Origin of the sequence: Streptomyces niveiscabiei (genome assembly GCF_001419795.1) — a bacterium.
Lineage (GTDB): Bacteria > Actinomycetota > Actinomycetes > Streptomycetales > Streptomycetaceae > Streptomyces > Streptomyces niveiscabiei.
The window spans coordinates 1-16,888 of record NZ_LIRL01000177.1 but is presented as its reverse complement, the minus strand read 5'-3'; the positions used below and the strand labels follow the sequence as shown (position 1 = coordinate 16,888).

Below are 16,888 nucleotides of genomic sequence, written 5' to 3'. Positions count from 1 at the left end.
ATGCCCAGTGCAGAATCGACGCCCGTGCACGAGCCGGACCCGGTACGGCCCACCAAGGAAGACCGGATCGCCGAGGCCGGCAGTGAGCTGATCGGCGGACCCATCGGCCGGCGCGCCCTGATCGGGACGTCCTGGTGGACCCCCGTCCGGGTCATCGCCCTCGTGGCCATCGGGATGTTCGCCCTCGGGCTGATCCAGAAGGCGCCCTGCTACAACGGCGGCTGGTTCTTCGGCGCCTCCACGCAGTACACGCACGCCTGCTACTCGGACATCCCGCACCTCTACCAGGGACGCGGCTTCGCCGACGGCCTCGTGCCGTACTTCGACCGGTTCGCCGGCGATATGCAGTACCTCGAATACCCGGTGCTGACCGGCGTGTTCATGCAGGTCGCGAGCTGGCTCACCCCGCACAGCGGCACCATCCAGCACCAGGAGCAGTGGTACTGGATGGTCAACGCCGGGATGCTGATGATCTGCGCCGCGGTCATCGCGGTCTGCGTCTCCCGGACGCACGCCCGCCGCCCCTGGGACGGTCTGCTGGTCGCCCTGGCGCCCGCCTTCGTGCTGACCGCCACCATCAACTGGGACCTGCTGGCCGGCGCCCTGACGGCCGCGGCGATGCTGATGTGGGCGCGGGGCCGCTCCCTGGCCTTCGGTGTCCTCCTGGGGCTCGCCACGGCCGCCAAGCTGTACCCCGTCTTCCTGCTCGGGCCGCTGTTCCTGCTGTGCTGGCGGGCCGGCAAGTGGCGGGACTTCGGCAAGGGCCTCGGCGGCGCGGCGGTCGCCTGGCTCGTGGTGAACCTGCCGGTGATGCTGTTCGCCTTCGACGGCTGGTCGAAGTTCTACACGTTCAGCCAGGAGCGCGGCGTCGACTTCGGCTCCTTCTGGCTGATCATGTCCCAGAAGTCCTCCGACCCGCTCACCACCGACAGCGTCAACACGCTGGCCACGCTGCTGGTCCTGCTCTGCTTCCTGGGCATCGCGATCCTCACCCTGACCGCCCCGCGCCGCCCGCGCTTCGCACAGCTCGCGTTCCTGGTGGTGGCCGCGTTCATCGTCACCAACAAGGTCTACTCGCCGCAGTACGTCCTGTGGCTGGTGCCGCTCGCGGCGCTCGCCCGGCCCAAGTGGCGGGACTTCCTCGTCTGGCAGGCCTGCGAGGTGGCGTACTTCCTCGGCATCTGGATGTACCTCGCGTACACGACCAGCGGCAACTCCCACAAGGGGTTGTCGATGGACGGCTACCACTGGGCCATCGCCTTCCACCTGCTGGGCACGCTCTACTTCTGCGGCATGGTCGTCCGCGACATCCTCCTGCCCGAGCGGGACGTCGTCCGCCAGGCCGGGGACGACGACCCGTCCGGCGGGGTGCTGGACGGCGCCGAGGACCGCTTCGTCCTCAGCTCCGTCGGGGCCGCGCTGCGCGGGGACGAGCCGCTCGACGGACCGCAGGTCAGCTGGGGCAAGGAGACCTGACGGGCCGTTCGCTCAGGGCGAACAGCCCTGATGGGGTACGCAGAAGGCCGTACGCGAGGTGTCGCGTACGGCCTTTCTCGTGCGGTCTGGTGCGGCGGGGGCGCTCGTCAGCGGTCGACGAGGCGGTCGAACTGCGTGGTGGTGTGCCGCAGATGGGCCACCAGCTCGTCGCCGACCTTCGGTTCCGGGGCGTCGGAGGGGACGAACAGGATCGACACCTGCATGTGCGGCGGCTCGGCGAACCAGCGCTGCTTGCCGCCCCAGACGAACGGCGACAGGTTGCGGTTCACCGTGGCCAGGCCCGCGCGGGCGACGCCCTTGGCGCGCGGCATGACGCCGTGCAGCGCCTTCGGCGCCTCCAGGCCCACCCCGTGCGACGTACCGCCCGCCACGACCACCAGGAAGCCGTCCGAGGCCGCCTTCTGCTGGCGGTAGCCGAACCGGTCGCCCTTCGCGACGCGTGTGACGTCCAGGACCGAGCCGTGGTACTCCGTGGCGTCGTGGTCCCCCAGCCACAGCCGCGTACCGATCCGTGCCCGGAAACGGGTCTGCGGGAACTGCTGCTGGAGCCGGCCCAGGTCCTCGGCCTTCAGGTGGCTGACGAACATCGTGTGCAGCGGCAGCCGGGCCGCGCGCAGCCGGTCCATCCAGCCGATGACCTCCTCGACGGCGTCCGAGCCGTCCGTGCGGTCCAGCGGCAGGTGGATCGCGAAGCCCTCCAGGCGGACGTTCTCGATCGCGGCGTGCAGCTGCGGCAGGTCCTGCTCGCTGATGCCGTGCCGCTTCATCGAGGACATCACCTCGATGACCACCCGGGCACCCACCAGCCCGTACACGCCGTCGATCGACGAGACCGAGCGGATCACCCGGTCCGGCAGCGGTACGGGCTCCTCGCCGCGCCGGTAGGGCGTCAGCACCAGCAGGTCACCGCCGAAGAAGTCCTTGATCCGCGCGGCCTCGTACGTCGTACCGACGGCCAGGACGTCCGAGCCGAGGCGGGTCGCCTCCTCCGCGAGGCGCTCGTGCCCGAAGCCGTAGCCGTTGCCCTTGCAGACCGGGACGAGACCCGGGAACTGGTCCTGCACGTGCTTGTGGTGCGCCCGCCAGCGCGCGGTGTCGACGTAGAGGGTGAGCGCCATGGCCGGACCTGGGACCTTTCTCGGGGAGGTGTCAGGAGTGGGGAGGTGTCAGGAGTATCGAAGCACTGAACGCGACGTCAGCGGCGCGACATGTAGATGTCGAGGGCCTTGTGGAGCAGCTTGTTGAGCGGGAAGTCCCACTCGCCGAGGTACTCGGCCGCCTGGCCGCCCGTACCCACCTTGAACTGGATCAGGCCGAAGAGGTGGTCCGTCTCGTCCAGCGAGTCCGAGATGCCGCGCAGGTCGTACACGGTCGCGCCGAGCGCGTACGCGTCCCGCAGCATCCGCCACTGCATCGCGTTCGACGGCCGGAACTCGCGGCCGATGTTGTCCGAGGCGCCGTACGAGTACCAGACGTGCCCCCCGACGATCAGCATCGTCGCCGCCGAGAGGTTCACCCCGTTGTGGCGGGCGAAGTACAGCCGCATGCGGTTGGGGTCCTCGGAGTTGAGGGCCGACCACATGCGCTGGAAGTACGACAGCGGACGCGGCCGGAAGTGGTCGCGCACGGCCGTGATCTCGTACAGCCGCTGCCACTCCTCCAGGTCGTGGTAGCCGGCCTGGACGACCTCGACGCCGGCCTTCTCGGCCTTCTTGATGTTGCGGCGCCACAGCTGGTTGAAGTTCTTGTGGACGTCCTCCAGGGACCGGTTCGCCAGCGGCACCTGGTAGACGTACCGGGGCTGGACGTCGCCGAAGCCCGCGCCGCCGTCCTCGCCCTGCTGCCAGCCCATCCGGCGCAGCTTGTCGGCCACCTCGAAGGCGCGCGGCTCGATGAAGTCGGCCTCGATGTCCCGCAGCCGCTTCACGTCCGGGCTCTGGATGCCCGCCTTGATGGAGTTGGCCTCCCAGCGGCGGATGATCACCGGCGGGCCCATCTTCACCGAGAACGCGCCCTGGTGCTTCAGGTGCGCGAGCATCGGCTCCAGCCACTCGTTCAGGTTCGGCGCGTACCAGTTGATCACCGGGCCCTCGGGCAGGTAGGCCAGATAGCGCTTGATCTTCGGGAGCTGCCGGTAGAGCACCAGGCCCGCGCCGACCAGCTGACCGGCCTGGTCGAACCAGCCGAGGCTCTCCGAACGCCATTCCGCCTTGACGTCGGCCCATGCCGGTACCTGCATGTGGCTCGCCGCCGGCAGGCTCTGGATGTACGCCAGATGCTGCTCGCGGCTGATCGTCCTCAGGGTCAGGCTCATTCGGGGCGCTCCTCGGGCTGGGGTGTCCCCATGGGTACAGGGGCTCCGGCTCTAGCGCCGAAGCCTACTGCGCCCCGCGAGCGCCTCGACTGGGCGTACGGAACCTGAGTTCGGGCCCGGGTACGGCCGACGCGATCCGTCAGGTGGCGTAGCCGCCCTACGCGTTGCTCGCGCGAGGCGGCTGCGCCCTGCGGGGTCACCCCCCGATGACGCCTCCGAAGAGGCCCCCGTGGGCCATGCCGAGGAAGAAGCCGACGGCGGCGGCGCCGAGGCCCAGGATCAGGCCGAACCGCTCACGGGTGGTCTCGGAGACCCACTGCCCGTAGGCGCCGGTGAGGATCCCCGCCAGACCGGTCCAGGAGCTCAGCAGATGCAGGTTGTGGAACATCGCCGTGACGAAGGCCGTCACCCCGAGGACCAGGGTCACCGCGAGCAGCGTGTCCTGGAGGGGGTGGGCTCGGCCGTCGGTGGCGAAGAGGGAGCCGGCGGTGTTGGGTCGCAATGCCTGTGCCATGGGGCACCTCCTGCGGAAGGCGGCGCATCGTAGCGCCGTACACACCCGATGGGTACAGATTGACGGTCCGGACGGCCGGATTTCAACCGCAAGCGGGGGTGCGGGTAGTCTGTACCGTCTGCATCAGTGTCTGCCCTGGCCCGGCCGGGGACACCGGTGCGCACGCATCACAACCCTCCTGCCACGGATCGACCGTGGCCGCTGAGTCCGAAGGAGGTGGGTTCCACATGCGTCACTACGAGGTGATGGTCATCCTCGACCCCGATCTGGAGGAGCGCGCTGTCGCCCCCCTGATCGAGAACTTCCTCTCCGTCGTCCGTGAGGGCAACGGCAAGGTCGAGAAGGTCGACACCTGGGGCCGTCGTCGTCTCTCGTACGAGATCAAGAAGAAGCCCGAGGGCATCTACTCGGTCATCGACCTGCAGGCCGAGCCTGCGGTCGTCAAGGAGCTCGACCGCCAGATGAACCTGAACGAGTCGGTCCTCCGGACCAAGGTCCTCCGCCCCGAGACCCACTGAGCTCCGGCTCATCGGTCCCGGGATTCGAGTAGCAACAAGCAGCCAGAGCAGCAAACCCGCCGAGAGGTTCCCCATGGCAGGCGAGACCGTCATCACGGTCGTCGGCAATCTTGTCGACGACCCCGAGCTGCGCTTCACCCCCTCCGGTGCGGCGGTCGCGAAGTTCCGTGTCGCGTCCACTCCCCGCACCTTCGACCGCCAGACCAACGAGTGGAAGGACGGCGAGAGCCTCTTCCTGACCTGCTCGGTCTGGCGCCAGGCGGCGGAGAACGTCGCGGAGTCGCTCCAGCGAGGCATGCGCGTCATGGTGCAGGGCCGGCTGAAGCAGCGGTCCTACGAGGACCGTGAGGGCGTCAAGCGCACGGTCTACGAGCTGGACGTCGAGGAAGTCGGCCCCAGCCTGCGCAACGCCACGGCCAAGGTCACCAAGACCAGCGGTGGCGCCGGCGGCGGTGCCCGGGGTGGCCAGGGCGGTTACGGCGGCGGCCAGGGTGGCGGCGGCTGGGGCGGTGGCTCCGGCGGCGGCCAGCAGGGCGGCGGTGCTCCCGCCGACGACCCGTGGGCGACCGGCGCACCCGCCGGTGGCAACCAGGGCGGCGGCGGTGGCGGCGGCTGGGGTGGAAACTCCGGCGGCGGCCAGGGCGGCGGCTACTCGGACGAGCCCCCCTTCTAGGGCCGGGCTCTCACCCATACTTCTTGATCACACAGGAGAGAAAGCACCATGGCGAAGCCGCCTGTGCGCAAGCCTAAGAAGAAGGTCTGCGCGTTCTGCAAGGACAAGGTCCAGTACGTGGACTACAAGGACACGAACATGCTGCGGAAGTTCATTTCCGACCGCGGCAAGATCCGTGCCCGCCGCGTGACCGGCAACTGCACGCAGCACCAGCGTGACGTCGCCACGGCCGTCAAGAACAGCCGTGAGATGGCGCTGCTGCCGTACACCGCCCAGGCGCGATAAAGGAAGGGTGACCGAAACATGAAGATCATCCTCACCCACGAGGTCTCCGGCCTCGGCGCCGCGGGCGATGTCGTCGACGTCAAGGACGGCTATGCCCGCAACTACCTGATCCCGCGGAACTTCGCGATCCGCTGGACCAAGGGTGGCGAGAAGGACGTCGAGCAGATCCGTCGCGCTCGCAAGATCCACGAGATCCAGACCATCGAGCAGGCCAACAGCGTCAAGGCCCAGCTCGAAGGTGTGAAGGTCCGTCTGGCCGTTCGCTCCGGCGACGCCGGCCGTCTCTTCGGTTCCGTCACCCAGGCCGACGTCGCGTCCGCGATCGAGGCCGCCGGCGGTCCGAAGGTCGACAAGCGCCGTGTCGAGCTGGGCTCGCCCATCAAGACGCTGGGCGCCCACGAGGCCGCCGTGCGCCTGCACCCCGAGGTTGCCGCGAAGGTCAACATCGAGGTCGTCGCAGCCTGACGCTGCGCTCGGCTTGAGCCGACAGGAAAGGGACCGTACCTCTTGAGGTGCGGTCCCTTTTCGTGGTCTCGGGCGGGTGACGTTTCACGTGAAACCAGGCGATGTTTCACGTGAAACGCTCAGCGCGTAGCGCCCGTCACGATCCAGCTGCCCGAACGCGTACGTCCCCACAGCGTCAGCATCCGGATCGTCATCATCAGCGTCATCGCTCCCCATACGGCCGTGAGGCCGCCGCCCAGGGTCGGGATCAGGAGGGCGATCGGGGCGAAGACCGCGAGGGTCACCAGCATCGCGCCCGCCAGGTAAGGGCCGTCGCCCGCTCCCATCAGGACGCCGTCCAGGACGAAGACGATGCCGCTGATCGGCTGGGAGAGGGCCACCAGGACGAGGGCGGGGAGGGCGGCGTCCCGCACGACGGAGTCGCTGGTGAACAGGGGGAGGAACAGGGGGCGGGCCAGGACGACGACGATGCCGAGGGCCACCCCTACGGCGATCCCCCACTCGACCATCCGTCGGCAGGCCTGCCGGGCGCCCTCCGCGTCGCCGGCCCCCAGGTAGCGGCCGATGATCGCCTGGCCGGCGATCGCGATGGCGTCCAGCGCGAAGGCGAGCAGGCTCCAGAGGGACAGCACGATCTGGTGGGCGGCGATGTCCGCGTCCCCGAGGCGCGCGGCGACCGCGGTCGCGATCATGAGCATGGCCCGCAGCGAGAGCGTACGGACCAGGAGGGGTGCCCCCGCCTGCGCGGAGGCCCTGATGCCGGCGGCGTCGGGGCGGAGGGAGGCGCCGTGGCGCCGGGCGCCCCGCACGACGACCACGAGGTAGGCCGCGGCCATGCCCCACTGCGCGATGACCGTGCCCCAGGCGGACCCGGCGATGCCGAGGTCGGCGCCGTACACGAGCCCGGCGTTGAGGCCCGCGTTGGCGACGAACCCGGCGATCGCGACGTACAGCGGGGTCCTGGTGTCCTGGAGGCCGCGCAGGACGCCGGTCGCGGCGAGGACGATCAGCATGGCCGGGATGCCGAGCGCGGAGATCCGCAGATAGGTCGTCGCGTACGGCGCGGCCGTCGCGGAGGCGCCGAAGAGGTCGACGAGGGCTCGCGCGGAGGGCAGGACGGTGATGATCACGCCCGCGCCGAGGAGCAGCGCGAGCCAGATGCCGTCCATGCCCTGGCGGATCGCGGCGGACAGGTCGCCGGCGCCCGCCCGGCGCGCGACGGCGGCCGTCGTGGCGTAGGCGAGGAAGACGAAGATGCTGACGGCCGTGGTCAGGAGGGCGGAGGCGACGCCGAGTCCGGCGAGCTGCGCCGTGCCGAGGTGGCCCACGATCGCGCTGTCGGCGAGGACGAAGAGGGGTTCGGCGACGAGGGCGCCGAAGGCCGGGACGGCCAGTGCGACGATCTCGCGGTCGTGCCGGCGTCTGGTGGCCTTGGTGGTCGTGGGGGCCGATGTCATGAACACCAATCTAATCGTCCACAGGTAAGTGTCGCAAGCGGCAACGGGTCCTTACTGATCGTCTCGCTCCGTGTCCTTTCGTGCGCTGTTCGAGGTCATCTTGGGCCGACTGGGGAAGTTTTTCTTCTGCACAGGCGGTGGATGGGGAAAGAGCAGGTCAGATGGGGTGCGTGGAAAAAGTCGAGGGCTTGTTCACAGCACTGTCCACCGACTCGTGCACAGGTTTCGGGGAGTTGTCCACAGCATCGGGGCCGTCGTCCACATGGCCTGTGGATAACCAGATTGGCTGACGGTGCTGAGGGGCCTACCGTGGTCCGGCGCCCGCTCCGACCGTCGGCCGGGGAAACCCCCGCAAAACCGACGCGCGACAACCGGAGTCGGGCCTCTTATTTGTCAGTGCCGTGCCGTAGAAATGAGGGCACGGCGAGGTCCGCTCGGCGGACGGGAGGAGGTCGCTCGGTGAGCATTTCCGAGCCCTTGGACGACCCGTGGGCGGACAGCGGCCCCAGCGATCGTCTCCCCTCGACGCGCCGCCGGGGCGAGGGCGGCGGAGGCGGCCGGGGCGGCCGGGGCCGTGACGACCAGCACGACCGGGGCCGGGAGGACGGCGAGTGGGACGGCGCCGCGTCCTTCGAGCGCGTCCCGCCCCAGGACCTCGACGCCGAGCAGTCCGTCCTCGGCGGCATGCTCCTGTCCAAGGACGCCATCGCCGACGTCGTCGAGATCCTCAAAGGGCGCGACTTCTACAAGCCGTCGCACGAGACGATCTACTCGGCGATCCTCGACGTCTACGCCAAGGGCGAGCCCGCCGACCCCATCACGATCGCCGCCGAGCTCACCAAGCGCGGCGAGATCAACAAGGTGGGCGGGGCCTCGTACCTGCACACCCTCGTTCAGACCGTGCCGACCGCGGCGAACGCCGAGTACTACGCCGAGATCGTGCACGAGCGCGCGGTGCTGCGCCGGCTGGTCGAGGCGGGGACGCGGATCACGCAGATGGGGTACGCGGGCGACGACGACGTCGACGAGATCGTCAACCGCGCCCAGGCCGAGATCTACGCCGTCACCGAGCAGCGCACCAGCGAGGACTACCTCCCCCTCGGCGACATCATGGAGGGCGCGCTCGACGAGATCGAGGCGATCGGGTCGCGCAGCGGGGAGATGACCGGTGTGCCGACCGGCTTCACCGACCTCGACTCCCTCACCAACGGCCTGCACCCCGGTCAGATGATCGTCATCGCGGCCCGTCCCGCCATGGGCAAGTCGACGCTCGCGCTGGACTTCGCGCGCGCGGCGTCGATCAAGAACAACCTCGCCAGCGTCATCTTCTCCCTCGAAATGGGCCGCAACGAGATCGCGATGCGCCTGCTGTCCGCCGAGGCCCGGGTCGCCCTGCACCACATGCGCTCCGGCACGATGACCGACGAGGACTGGACGCGGCTCGCCCGCCGGATGCCCGAGGTCTCCGCCGCGCCCCTCTACATCGACGACTCGCCGAACCTCTCGATGATGGAGATCCGCGCGAAGTGCCGGCGCCTCAAGCAGCGCAACGACATCAAGCTCGTCATCATCGACTACCTCCAGCTGATGCAGTCCGGCGGCAAGGGGCGCTCCGAGAGCCGCCAGCAGGAGGTCTCCGACATGTCCCGGAACCTCAAGCTCCTCGCCAAGGAGCTGGAAGTCCCGGTCATCGCGCTCTCGCAGCTGAACCGAGGCCCCGAACAGCGCACCGACAAGAAGCCGATGGTCTCCGACCTGCGAGAATCCGGCTCCATCGAGCAGGACGCCGACATGGTCATCCTGCTGCACCGCGAGGACGCCTACGAGAAGGAGTCCCCCCGCGCGGGCGAGGCCGACATCATCGTCGGCAAGCACCGCAACGGCCCGACCGCCACGATCACCGTCGCGTTCCAGGGCCACTACTCCCGCTTCGTGGACATGGCCCAGACCTGACGGGCGCTAGCGCCTCGTCGCGTACCTCGTCAGGATCACGCCGCCGGGGAGTGTCCGGGTCTCCACCAGGTTCAGGTTCACCCAGTTGTCCAGGGCGGTGAAGAAGGGGGTGCCGCCGCCCAGCAGGACGGGGGCGGTGGCCAGGACGTACTCGTCGACCAGCCCGGCCCGTACGGCCGCGCCGGCGAGGGTCGCGCCGCCGATCTCCATCGGGCCGCCGTCCTCGGCCCGCAGGCGGGTGATCTCGGCGACCGCGTCGCCGGTGACCAGGCGGGTGTTCCAGTCGACCTCGTCGAGCGTCGAGGAGAACACCACCTTCGCCATGTCCCGCCAGCGGCGCGCGTACACGATCTCCGCCGGGGTGGCGTCGGGGTGCTGGTCGGCGGTCGGCCAGTGGGGCCTCATCGTCTGCCACAGCTTGCGCCCGTACAGCGACAGCTCGGTCTCCTGCAACTGCTCGGTCCAGAACTGGAACAGCTCGTCGCTCGGCACGCTCCAGCCGATGTCGTCGCCGGGCGCGGCGATGTAGCCGTCCAGGGACACGTTCATGCCGTAGATCAGTTTCCGCATGGCGCAAGCCTCCCGTGAGTGGGTCTCACGCGTACGGACCGGCGCGGTGCGGGAAACTCATCGGTGAGGTCCCGCACCGCTGGGGACCGGGGTCAGTAGTCCCAGACGGCCGGTACGAAACGGAAGGCGTTCCCGGCGGTCGCCACGCGGCAGACGGACGGGAACGGCAGGTGGGAGGCGACCAGTTGGCCGCCGGTCGCGGACAGCTCCGTCAGGAGGTCGGTCCGGACGCGGGCCGAGAGCTCGGGGTCGTGGTCGAAGCCGTTGTGCCAGTCCGGTTTGTCGAACCCGCACTGGAACACGGCGTCCCCGGCGAACGTCAGCTGCTCACCGCCGGACTCCAGACGCACGACGCTGTGGCCGGGGGTGTGCCCGCCGGTCCGGCGGATCAGGACGCCCGGAGCCACCTCGTACTCCGTCTCGAACGGCCGCAACTGGCCCCGGTACACCTCCAGGAACCGCGACGCGGTCGTGCGGAGCACGTCCGGGACCGGGGTCGGCATGACCGTGCGGGAGAAGTCCGGCGCCGCCCAGAACTCGGCCTCGGCGGACGCGAGATGGACCCGCAGGTCCGTACGGAGCCGGCCGCGCAGGCCCTCGACGAGGAGTCCGCCGATGTGGTCCATGTGCAGGTGGGTGAGGACGACGTCGGTGACGGACGCGGGGTCGATGCCGGCGGCGTCCAGGCGCGTCGCCAGCTGGCCGGCGCGCGGGAAGCCCGGGAACTCCGTCCCGAGCCCGGAGTCGACGAGGATCGTCCGGCCGCCGCTGCGCACGACGGCCACGTTCAGCGGCCAGTCGATCACCTCGGGGGACAGGAACATGTCGCTGAGCCAGGCCGACAGATCGGTGGCGGTGGCGTTGGTGGCGAGCGTCTCGGGGGAGATCGGCAGCACGCCGTCGCTGATCATCAGGACGTCGATGTCGCCGACCTTCAGCGCGTAGCGCGACGGGACTAACTCGTCGTACTTCGGCGCGACGGGGCGTGCTGTGTCTGTCCGGCTCATCGTGCTCTCCTCTGTGAAGTGCTGGCTCAGCTATGACCGGGGAGCCTCCCGGTCTGTGACAGCGGTCGGGGAAATGGATTCGACGCGGCCCCGGCGGGCGGGTGGACTGGGCGCATGACGACACCTCAGGAAGAGCTGCTCCCCAGTACGCGCCGCGCGCTGCTGCACCGGATCGCCGTCGCCCAGGCGGAGGGTCGGGCGCCGTCGCTCGTCGCCGCCGTGGTGCGGGGCGGGCGGATCGTGTGGGAAGGGTCCCGGACCTCGGTGGACGGGCACGGGCCGGACGGGGACGTGCAGTACCGGATCGGGTCGATCACCAAGACGTTCACGGCCGTCCTCGTGATGCGGCTGCGCGACGAGGGGCTGCTCGACCTCGGGGACCCGCTGGAGAAGCACCTCGCCGGGACCGGGGTGGGGGAGGTGACCGTCGCCGAACTGCTCGCGCACACCGGCGGGCTCGCGGCGGAGTCGCCGGGCCCCTGGTGGGAGCGGACACCGGGGGCGCTGCGGCCCGAGCTCGCCGACGTGCTGGGCGAGCGGCCCACCCTGCACCCGGGCGGGCGCCGCTTCCACTACTCCAACCCCGGCTACACCCTCCTCGGCGCCCTGGTCGAGGAGGTGCGCGGAGCCCCGTGGGAGGAGGTACTCCGGCGTGAAGTGCTCGAACCCCTGGGCCTCACCCGCACGGGCGCTCGCCCCGAGATGCCGTACGCCGGTGGCTGGGCGGTGCATCCCTGGGCCGACGCGATGCTCCCCGAGCCCGTGGAGGACCTCGGCCGGATGGCCCCGGCGGGACAGCTCTGGTCGACGACACGGGACCTGGCGAGGTTCGCCGTGTTCCTGACGGACGGCGACGACAGGGTTCTGAGCGCCGCGACGGTACGCGAGATGCGGGCCCCCGCCGCGCCGTCCGAGGCCGAGGACCTCGCCGTCGGCGCCGGGTACGGGCTCGGGCTCCAGGTCCAGCACCAGGACGGCCGCGCTCTCGTGGGGCACTCCGGCTCCCTGCCCGGCTTCCTGGCCAACCTGACGATCGCCGTGGCCGACGACGTCGCCGCGGTCGCCCTCGCCAACTGCACCTCAGGGCCCCTGCTGGCCTCTCTGGGCGCCGATCTCGTCCGGATCGTCGCCGAGGCCGAACCCCGCATCCCCGAGCCCTGGAAGCCCCTCACGGCCGTCGACCCGGGCACGCTGGAGCTGGTCGGCCAGTGGTACTGGGGGACCCACGCGTTCGGGCTGCGCTGGACCGCGGACGGCCTGCTGTCCCTGGAGCCCCTGAGGCGCGCCGGCCGGCAGTCCCGCTTCGAGCCCGCCGCCGACGGCACTTGGACCGGCCTGGAGGGCTACTACGCCGGTGAACGCCTGACCCCGGTACGCCGCCCGGACGGCTCGCTGAGCCACCTGGACCTCGGCTCGTTCGTGTTCACACGGCAGCCGTACGACGACGATGCGGCGGTGCCGGGCGGGGTGGACCCGGAGGGGTGGAGGGGGATCGGCTGAGGCGTGTTTCACGTGAAACATGGGCTGCGGTGTGTTTCACGTGAAACGTGAGGGGTGGCGTGTTTCACGTGAAACGTACGGGTCGGTGTGTTTCACGTGAAACGTCTACAGCGCCCGCTTGAACCCCACGTGCGACGCCTCGAACCCCAGCCGCTGGTAGAACCGGTGCGCGTCCACCCGGCTCGCGTCCGACGTCAGCTGCACCAACTGGCAGCCCGCCCGCCGTGACTCCTCCACCGCCCACTCGATGAACCGCGTCCCCAGCCCGCCGCCCCGCTCGTCGGCCCGTATCCGCACCGCCTCGATGATCGACCGTGTGCTGCCCTTCCGGGAGAGCCCCGGAACGATCGTGAGCTGGAGCGTCCCGACGACCTCGCCGCCGCGTACGGCGACGACGAGGCGCTGGTTGGGGTCCTTGTCGAGCCGTTCGAAGGCGGCGCGGTACGGCGTGAGGTCGTCCGGCGATTCCCGTTGCGCGCCCAGCGGATCGTCCGCGAGGAGGGCGACGATCGCGGACAGGTCGTCGGGCTCGGCGCCGCGGATGGTCAGGTCGGCCGTCTCAAGATCTTCCATGGTCGGAAGCCTAGGCGCGTCGGGTCACGCGGAGGCCGACGCCTGCTCGACGACCTGGACGAACGGGGCCAGCTTCGGGTCGAGGGCCGCCGTGTCGAGCGCCTCGCGCAGTGCCCGGTCGTTGGTCGGCCGGGCCTCGTCCAGCAGTTTCCGGCCCGCCTCGGTGACGTTCGTGTAGATGCCCCGGCGGTCGGTGGGGCAGAGGTAACGCTCCAGGAGGCCGCGGTCCTCAAGGCGGGTGACGAGGCGGGTCGTGGCGCTCTGGCTGAGGACGACCGCGTCGGCGACCTGCTTCATCTGGAGGTGGCCGCCGTCGCCGTCGTGCTGGCGGCTGAGCACGTTCAGCAGGGAGTACTCGCGCACGCTCAGGTCGTGCCCCGCCTGGAGGGCGCGTTCGATGTGGCCCTCGATCCTGCCGTGCAGCAGCGAGAGGGCGCACCAGCCCTGGGCGAGGTCGGTGAGCGCGGGGTCCGTCGCGGGCATGGGCGTCCTCCTCCGTCCGGGAGCGGCTGAGAACCAGGATAGGCCAGCCCCGCGATAGTCGGCGCTTGCATATAACCCGCGTCTGCAATTAATGTCGATGGAGGTAAAGCGCTTCTGCAATCGATTGGGAAGGTGTCACCCTCCATGCCTCTAGCGCTCCTGGCTCTCGCGATCGGGGCCTTCGGTATCGGCACGACCGAGTTCGTGATCATGGGACTGCTCCCCGAGGTCGCCGCCGACTACGGGGTCTCCATCCCCACCGCGGGCTACCTAGTGACCGGCTACGCCCTCGGCGTGATGATCGGCGCCCCGCTGATGACCGCGCTCGGCACGAAGATCTCGCGCAAGCGGATGCTGATGCTGCTGATGGGGCTGTTCATCGCGGGCAACGTGCTCTCCGCCGTGGCCCCCGTCTTCTCCGTGATGCTGATCGGCCGCGTCGTCGCCTCCCTCGCGCACGGCGCCTTCTTCGGCATCGGCGCGGTCGTCGCGGCCGACCTGGTCGCCCCGGACAAGAAGGCCGGCGCCATCGCGATGATGTTCACCGGCCTGACCGTCGCCAACGTCGTCGGCGTCCCCCTCGGCACGCTCGTCGGGCAGCACGTCAGCTGGCGCGTCACCTTCGCCCTCGTCGCCGCGCTGGGCGTGGTCGGCCTCGCCGGGGTCGCCCGGCTCGTCCCCGACCTGCCCAGGCCGCAGGGGGTGCGGCTGCGGCACGAACTCGCTGTGTTCCGCAACGCCCAGGTCCTGCTGGCCATGGCGATGACCGTCCTCGGCTTCGGCGGCGTCTTCGCGGCGATCACCTACGTCGCCCCGATGGCCACCCACGTCACCGGCTTCGCCGACAGCTCGGTCACCTGGCTCCTGGTCCTCTTCGGCCTCGGCATGGTCGCGGGCAACCTCGTCGGCGGCCGGTACGCCGACCGCGCGCTCATGCCCATGCTGTACGTCTCCCTGGGCGCCCTGGCGGTCGTCCTGGCCCTCTTCACCCTCACCGCCCACCACAAGGCGCTCGCGGCCGTCACGATCGCGCTGATCGGCGCCCTGGGCTTCGCGACCGTGCCGCCGCTCCAGAAGCGCGTCCTGGACCAGGCCCACGGCGCCCCGACGCTCGCCTCGGCCGTCAACATCGGCGCCTTCAACCTCGGCAACGCGCTCGCGGCCTGGCTCGGCGGCCTCGTCATCGACGCGGGCCACGGCTACACCTCGCCGAACTGGGTCGGCGCCGCCCTCGCCGGGTCCGCGCTCCTGCTCGCGGTCCTGTCGGCGGCGCTGGAACGCCGTGAGGGCGGCCCGAGTGCGGTGATCACCGGCTCCGGGGCCACGGCGCGTCAGGAGACCGCCGTCCAGCGCTGAACCACCGATGCCGGTCCCCCTGACGTCAGGGGGACCGGCATCGGTGGTTCACCCCGCCGCGACCGTCAGCGGAGCGAACCGCCTGGTCCAGTCGCCGGGGAGGCCCGGGATGCCGTACGTCATCACGGAGTTGAAGGCGACCGACTCCAGGCCCTGCGCCTTCAGCCAGCCCAGCAGCTCCTCGTGCCGTACGTCGATGTCCGTGCGCAGCCGGCGGTCCGTGTGGGCCGCGAGGGAGGCGACGAGGGACTTGGCGGTCTCCGTGTCGCGGGCGACGAGCGGGCCCACGACGTGGGTGTCCATGTTGGGCCAGGCGCCCGCGTACCCCACGATCCGGCCGTCGGTCACGGCGACCCTCAACTGGTCGGCGAACGCGGGCAGGCGGGCGAGCATGCGGGTGCGGTCCGCGCCGAACACCTCCTCGTCCAGCCGCAGGATCTCCGCGAGGTCCTCGGCCGTCGCCGCCCTGGTCGCCACCGAGGGGGGCGGGCCCGTCGGGGTGAAACGGCCGACCAGCATCTCGGCGCGGCCGGTCGCCTTGAAGCCCAGTTCCTCGTACAGCGGGCGGCCGTTCGGCGTCGCGTGCAGGGTCAGCGGGGTGGGGGCGTGCTCCGCGAGCACATGCCGCATCAGCCTGCGGCCCACGCCCTGGCGGGCATGCCGTTCGGCGACCAGGACCATGCCGATCGCCGCGAGGTCGGGGCGCTCCTGAGGGCCGTACTCGGTCACGACGCACGCGGTGATCAGGCCGCCGGCGGGGTCATCGATGCCGTAGCCCTTCCCGGCGGTGAGGAGGAGGCCCCACTTGTGCTCCTCGCGTGGCCACCCCCGNNCACGCGAGGAGGTCACTGCGCGTCAGACGGCGGATGGGGAGAGCGGTGGGGGAAGGAGTCGACACGCAGGTCAGGCTGTCCGACGGGTGGGGCCGGCGTCCACCTGTTTCCGTGGAGACATACGCGGTTTTGGCCATGCCAGGGGAACATGCCCGGCGATCAGGGGGGAGACTTCATGTTTCACGTGAAACCAGCAAACGAAGAGGACGTTTCACGTGAAACATCGGGAGGTGAAGGGCCGTAGGTCGGCGGAATCGCGTTACACGCGGAGGGAGGGATCTGGGGGATGTCTACGAATTGGCGGTCCGCGCCCGGTAGTTGAGTGAAACGGTGAATCGCCCCTGGGTAAGACCCTGGTGAGGGGAAGGCGGGGCTTGTGTGGTCCACTGCGCCCGGTATGGTCGACTCCGATTGCGACGGAGATGAGGCGACGCAGCAGCCTAACGGGACGGAGAGATCGAGGACCCGCATTCGCGGTGATACGGACTGGGCATCCGGGTGGGGGTGGGATGCTGCGCTGTGGGTGAAGCGGCTGCGGAACTGAACAGGTAGGCAAGGCCGTTTGCAGGGGGAGCAGGCACTTCCCGAGGCAGGGAGTGCGGACCGACCGAAAGATGTTCGAGGCGAGGCACACCATGGACGCTCCGGCCACCACGTCGGCCGACAACGGCACGTCCGGCGGCGGAGACGGCTGGTTCAAGCCGCGCAAGCAGCCGACGGCGGGTACCGGCACGGACCCGCAGGGCCCCGAGCAACGAGGCACGGAACCGCAGGCCACGGAAGGCCGCCGCTTGGCCGGACTCCGCCCGGTGGGCAGGGGGACGGCTGCTGCGGGGGGTTCTGGCATGGCGGTTCCGGGGGCGGCGGCTTTCGGCGGAACGGCTTCTGGC

16 protein-coding genes and 2 pseudogenes are annotated in these 16,888 nt (G+C 70.3%); 9 read left to right on the top strand and 9 right to left on the bottom strand.

Annotation, left to right across the window (positions count from 1 at the left end; genetic code table 11):
• The gene (locus tag AOK24_RS09765; protein ID WP_055719659.1) at positions 1–1,476 is read left to right on the top strand and encodes a glycosyltransferase family 87 protein; all 1,476 of its coding nucleotides are present in this window, start codon (positions 1–3) and stop codon (positions 1,474–1,476) included.
• Positions 1,477–1,583: 107 nt separating this feature from the next.
• On the opposite strand, the gene AOK24_RS09760 is transcribed toward AOK24_RS09765, so the two are convergent.
• From AOK24_RS09760 to AOK24_RS09750, 3 genes are all read right to left on the bottom strand, one after another.
• Entirely contained in the window at positions 1,584–2,615 is a 1,032-nt protein-coding gene (locus AOK24_RS09760) for an alanine racemase (protein WP_055719658.1), read from the bottom strand.
• Between the two features lie 77 nt (positions 2,616–2,692).
• Positions 2,693–3,811, bottom strand: a complete 1,119-nt coding sequence (locus AOK24_RS09755; RefSeq protein WP_055719657.1) for a lipid II:glycine glycyltransferase FemX — start codon at positions 3,809–3,811, stop codon at positions 2,693–2,695.
• Between the two features lie 196 nt (positions 3,812–4,007).
• The gene (locus AOK24_RS09750; protein ID WP_055719656.1) at positions 4,008–4,325 is read right to left on the bottom strand and encodes a hypothetical protein; all 318 of its coding nucleotides are present in this window, start codon (positions 4,323–4,325) and stop codon (positions 4,008–4,010) included.
• A 227-nt stretch (positions 4,326–4,552) separates the two neighbouring features.
• On the opposite strand from AOK24_RS09750, the gene rpsF reads away from it, so the two are divergent.
• From rpsF to rplI, 4 genes are all read left to right on the top strand, one after another.
• Positions 4,553–4,843 (top strand): 30S ribosomal protein S6, encoded by a 291-nt coding sequence (gene rpsF, locus AOK24_RS09745; RefSeq protein ID WP_005482942.1) that lies wholly within the window; start codon positions 4,553–4,555, stop codon positions 4,841–4,843.
• Between the two features lie 73 nt (positions 4,844–4,916).
• Positions 4,917–5,516, top strand: a complete 600-nt coding sequence (locus tag AOK24_RS09740) for a single-stranded DNA-binding protein (protein ID WP_055719655.1) — start codon at positions 4,917–4,919, stop codon at positions 5,514–5,516.
• 48 nt (positions 5,517–5,564) lie between these two features.
• A complete protein-coding gene (gene rpsR, locus AOK24_RS09735) occupies positions 5,565–5,801 on the top strand; it encodes a 30S ribosomal protein S18 (RefSeq protein WP_010354088.1) in 237 nt (78 codons plus the stop codon).
• Positions 5,802–5,819: 18 nt separating this feature from the next.
• Positions 5,820–6,266, top strand: coding sequence for a 50S ribosomal protein L9 (gene rplI, locus AOK24_RS09730; RefSeq protein ID WP_055719654.1), 447 nt, complete (start codon positions 5,820–5,822; stop codon positions 6,264–6,266).
• A 119-nt stretch (positions 6,267–6,385) separates the two neighbouring features.
• Here the strand turns inward: rplI and AOK24_RS09725 are convergent, their stop codons facing one another.
• The gene (locus AOK24_RS09725) at positions 6,386–7,723 is read right to left on the bottom strand and encodes an MATE family efflux transporter (protein ID WP_055719666.1); all 1,338 of its coding nucleotides are present in this window, start codon (positions 7,721–7,723) and stop codon (positions 6,386–6,388) included.
• A 459-nt stretch (positions 7,724–8,182) separates the two neighbouring features.
• Between AOK24_RS09725 and dnaB the strand changes: the two genes are divergently transcribed.
• Complete coding sequence (gene dnaB, locus AOK24_RS09720; RefSeq protein WP_055719653.1) at positions 8,183–9,676, top strand: replicative DNA helicase; 1,494 nt, start codon at positions 8,183–8,185, stop codon at positions 9,674–9,676.
• Between the two features lie 6 nt (positions 9,677–9,682).
• On the opposite strand, the gene AOK24_RS09715 is transcribed toward dnaB, so the two are convergent.
• Together AOK24_RS09715 and AOK24_RS09710 are read right to left on the bottom strand one after the other, a co-directional pair.
• Positions 9,683–10,246 (bottom strand): dihydrofolate reductase family protein, encoded by a 564-nt coding sequence (locus tag AOK24_RS09715; protein WP_055719652.1) that lies wholly within the window; start codon positions 10,244–10,246, stop codon positions 9,683–9,685.
• A 92-nt stretch (positions 10,247–10,338) separates the two neighbouring features.
• Positions 10,339–11,253 carry an MBL fold metallo-hydrolase gene (locus AOK24_RS09710; RefSeq protein WP_055719651.1) on the bottom strand — a complete coding sequence of 305 codons (915 nt, stop codon included), beginning with the start codon at positions 11,251–11,253 and terminating at the stop codon, positions 10,339–10,341.
• A gap of 114 nt (positions 11,254–11,367) precedes the next feature.
• Here AOK24_RS09710 and AOK24_RS09705 point away from each other — a divergent pair, with 114 nt between their 5' ends.
• Positions 11,368–12,753: a serine hydrolase domain-containing protein gene (locus tag AOK24_RS09705; protein WP_055719650.1), complete on the top strand. Its 1,386-nt coding sequence runs from the start codon at positions 11,368–11,370 to the stop codon at positions 12,751–12,753.
• A gap of 105 nt (positions 12,754–12,858) precedes the next feature.
• On the opposite strand, the gene AOK24_RS09700 is transcribed toward AOK24_RS09705, so the two are convergent.
• Together AOK24_RS09700 and AOK24_RS09695 are read right to left on the bottom strand one after the other, a co-directional pair.
• Complete coding sequence (locus AOK24_RS09700) at positions 12,859–13,326, bottom strand: GNAT family N-acetyltransferase (protein ID WP_055719649.1); 468 nt, start codon at positions 13,324–13,326, stop codon at positions 12,859–12,861.
• A gap of 24 nt (positions 13,327–13,350) precedes the next feature.
• On the bottom strand, positions 13,351–13,809 hold the full coding sequence (locus AOK24_RS09695; protein ID WP_055719648.1) for a MarR family winged helix-turn-helix transcriptional regulator: 459 nt from the start codon (positions 13,807–13,809) through the stop codon (positions 13,351–13,353).
• 144 nt (positions 13,810–13,953) lie between these two features.
• Between AOK24_RS09695 and AOK24_RS09690 the strand changes: the two genes are divergently transcribed.
• Entirely contained in the window at positions 13,954–15,165 is a 1,212-nt protein-coding gene (locus AOK24_RS09690; protein ID WP_055719647.1) for an MFS transporter, read from the top strand.
• A gap of 48 nt (positions 15,166–15,213) precedes the next feature.
• On the opposite strand, the pseudogene AOK24_RS09685 reads toward AOK24_RS09690, so the two are convergent.
• Positions 15,214–15,996, bottom strand: a pseudogene (locus tag AOK24_RS09685) (GNAT family N-acetyltransferase); the annotation flags it as partial.
• A gap of 616 nt (positions 15,997–16,612) precedes the next feature.
• On the opposite strand from AOK24_RS09685, the pseudogene AOK24_RS49605 reads away from it, so the two are divergent.
• Positions 16,613–16,888: pseudogene (locus AOK24_RS49605) on the top strand (hypothetical protein); the annotation flags it as partial.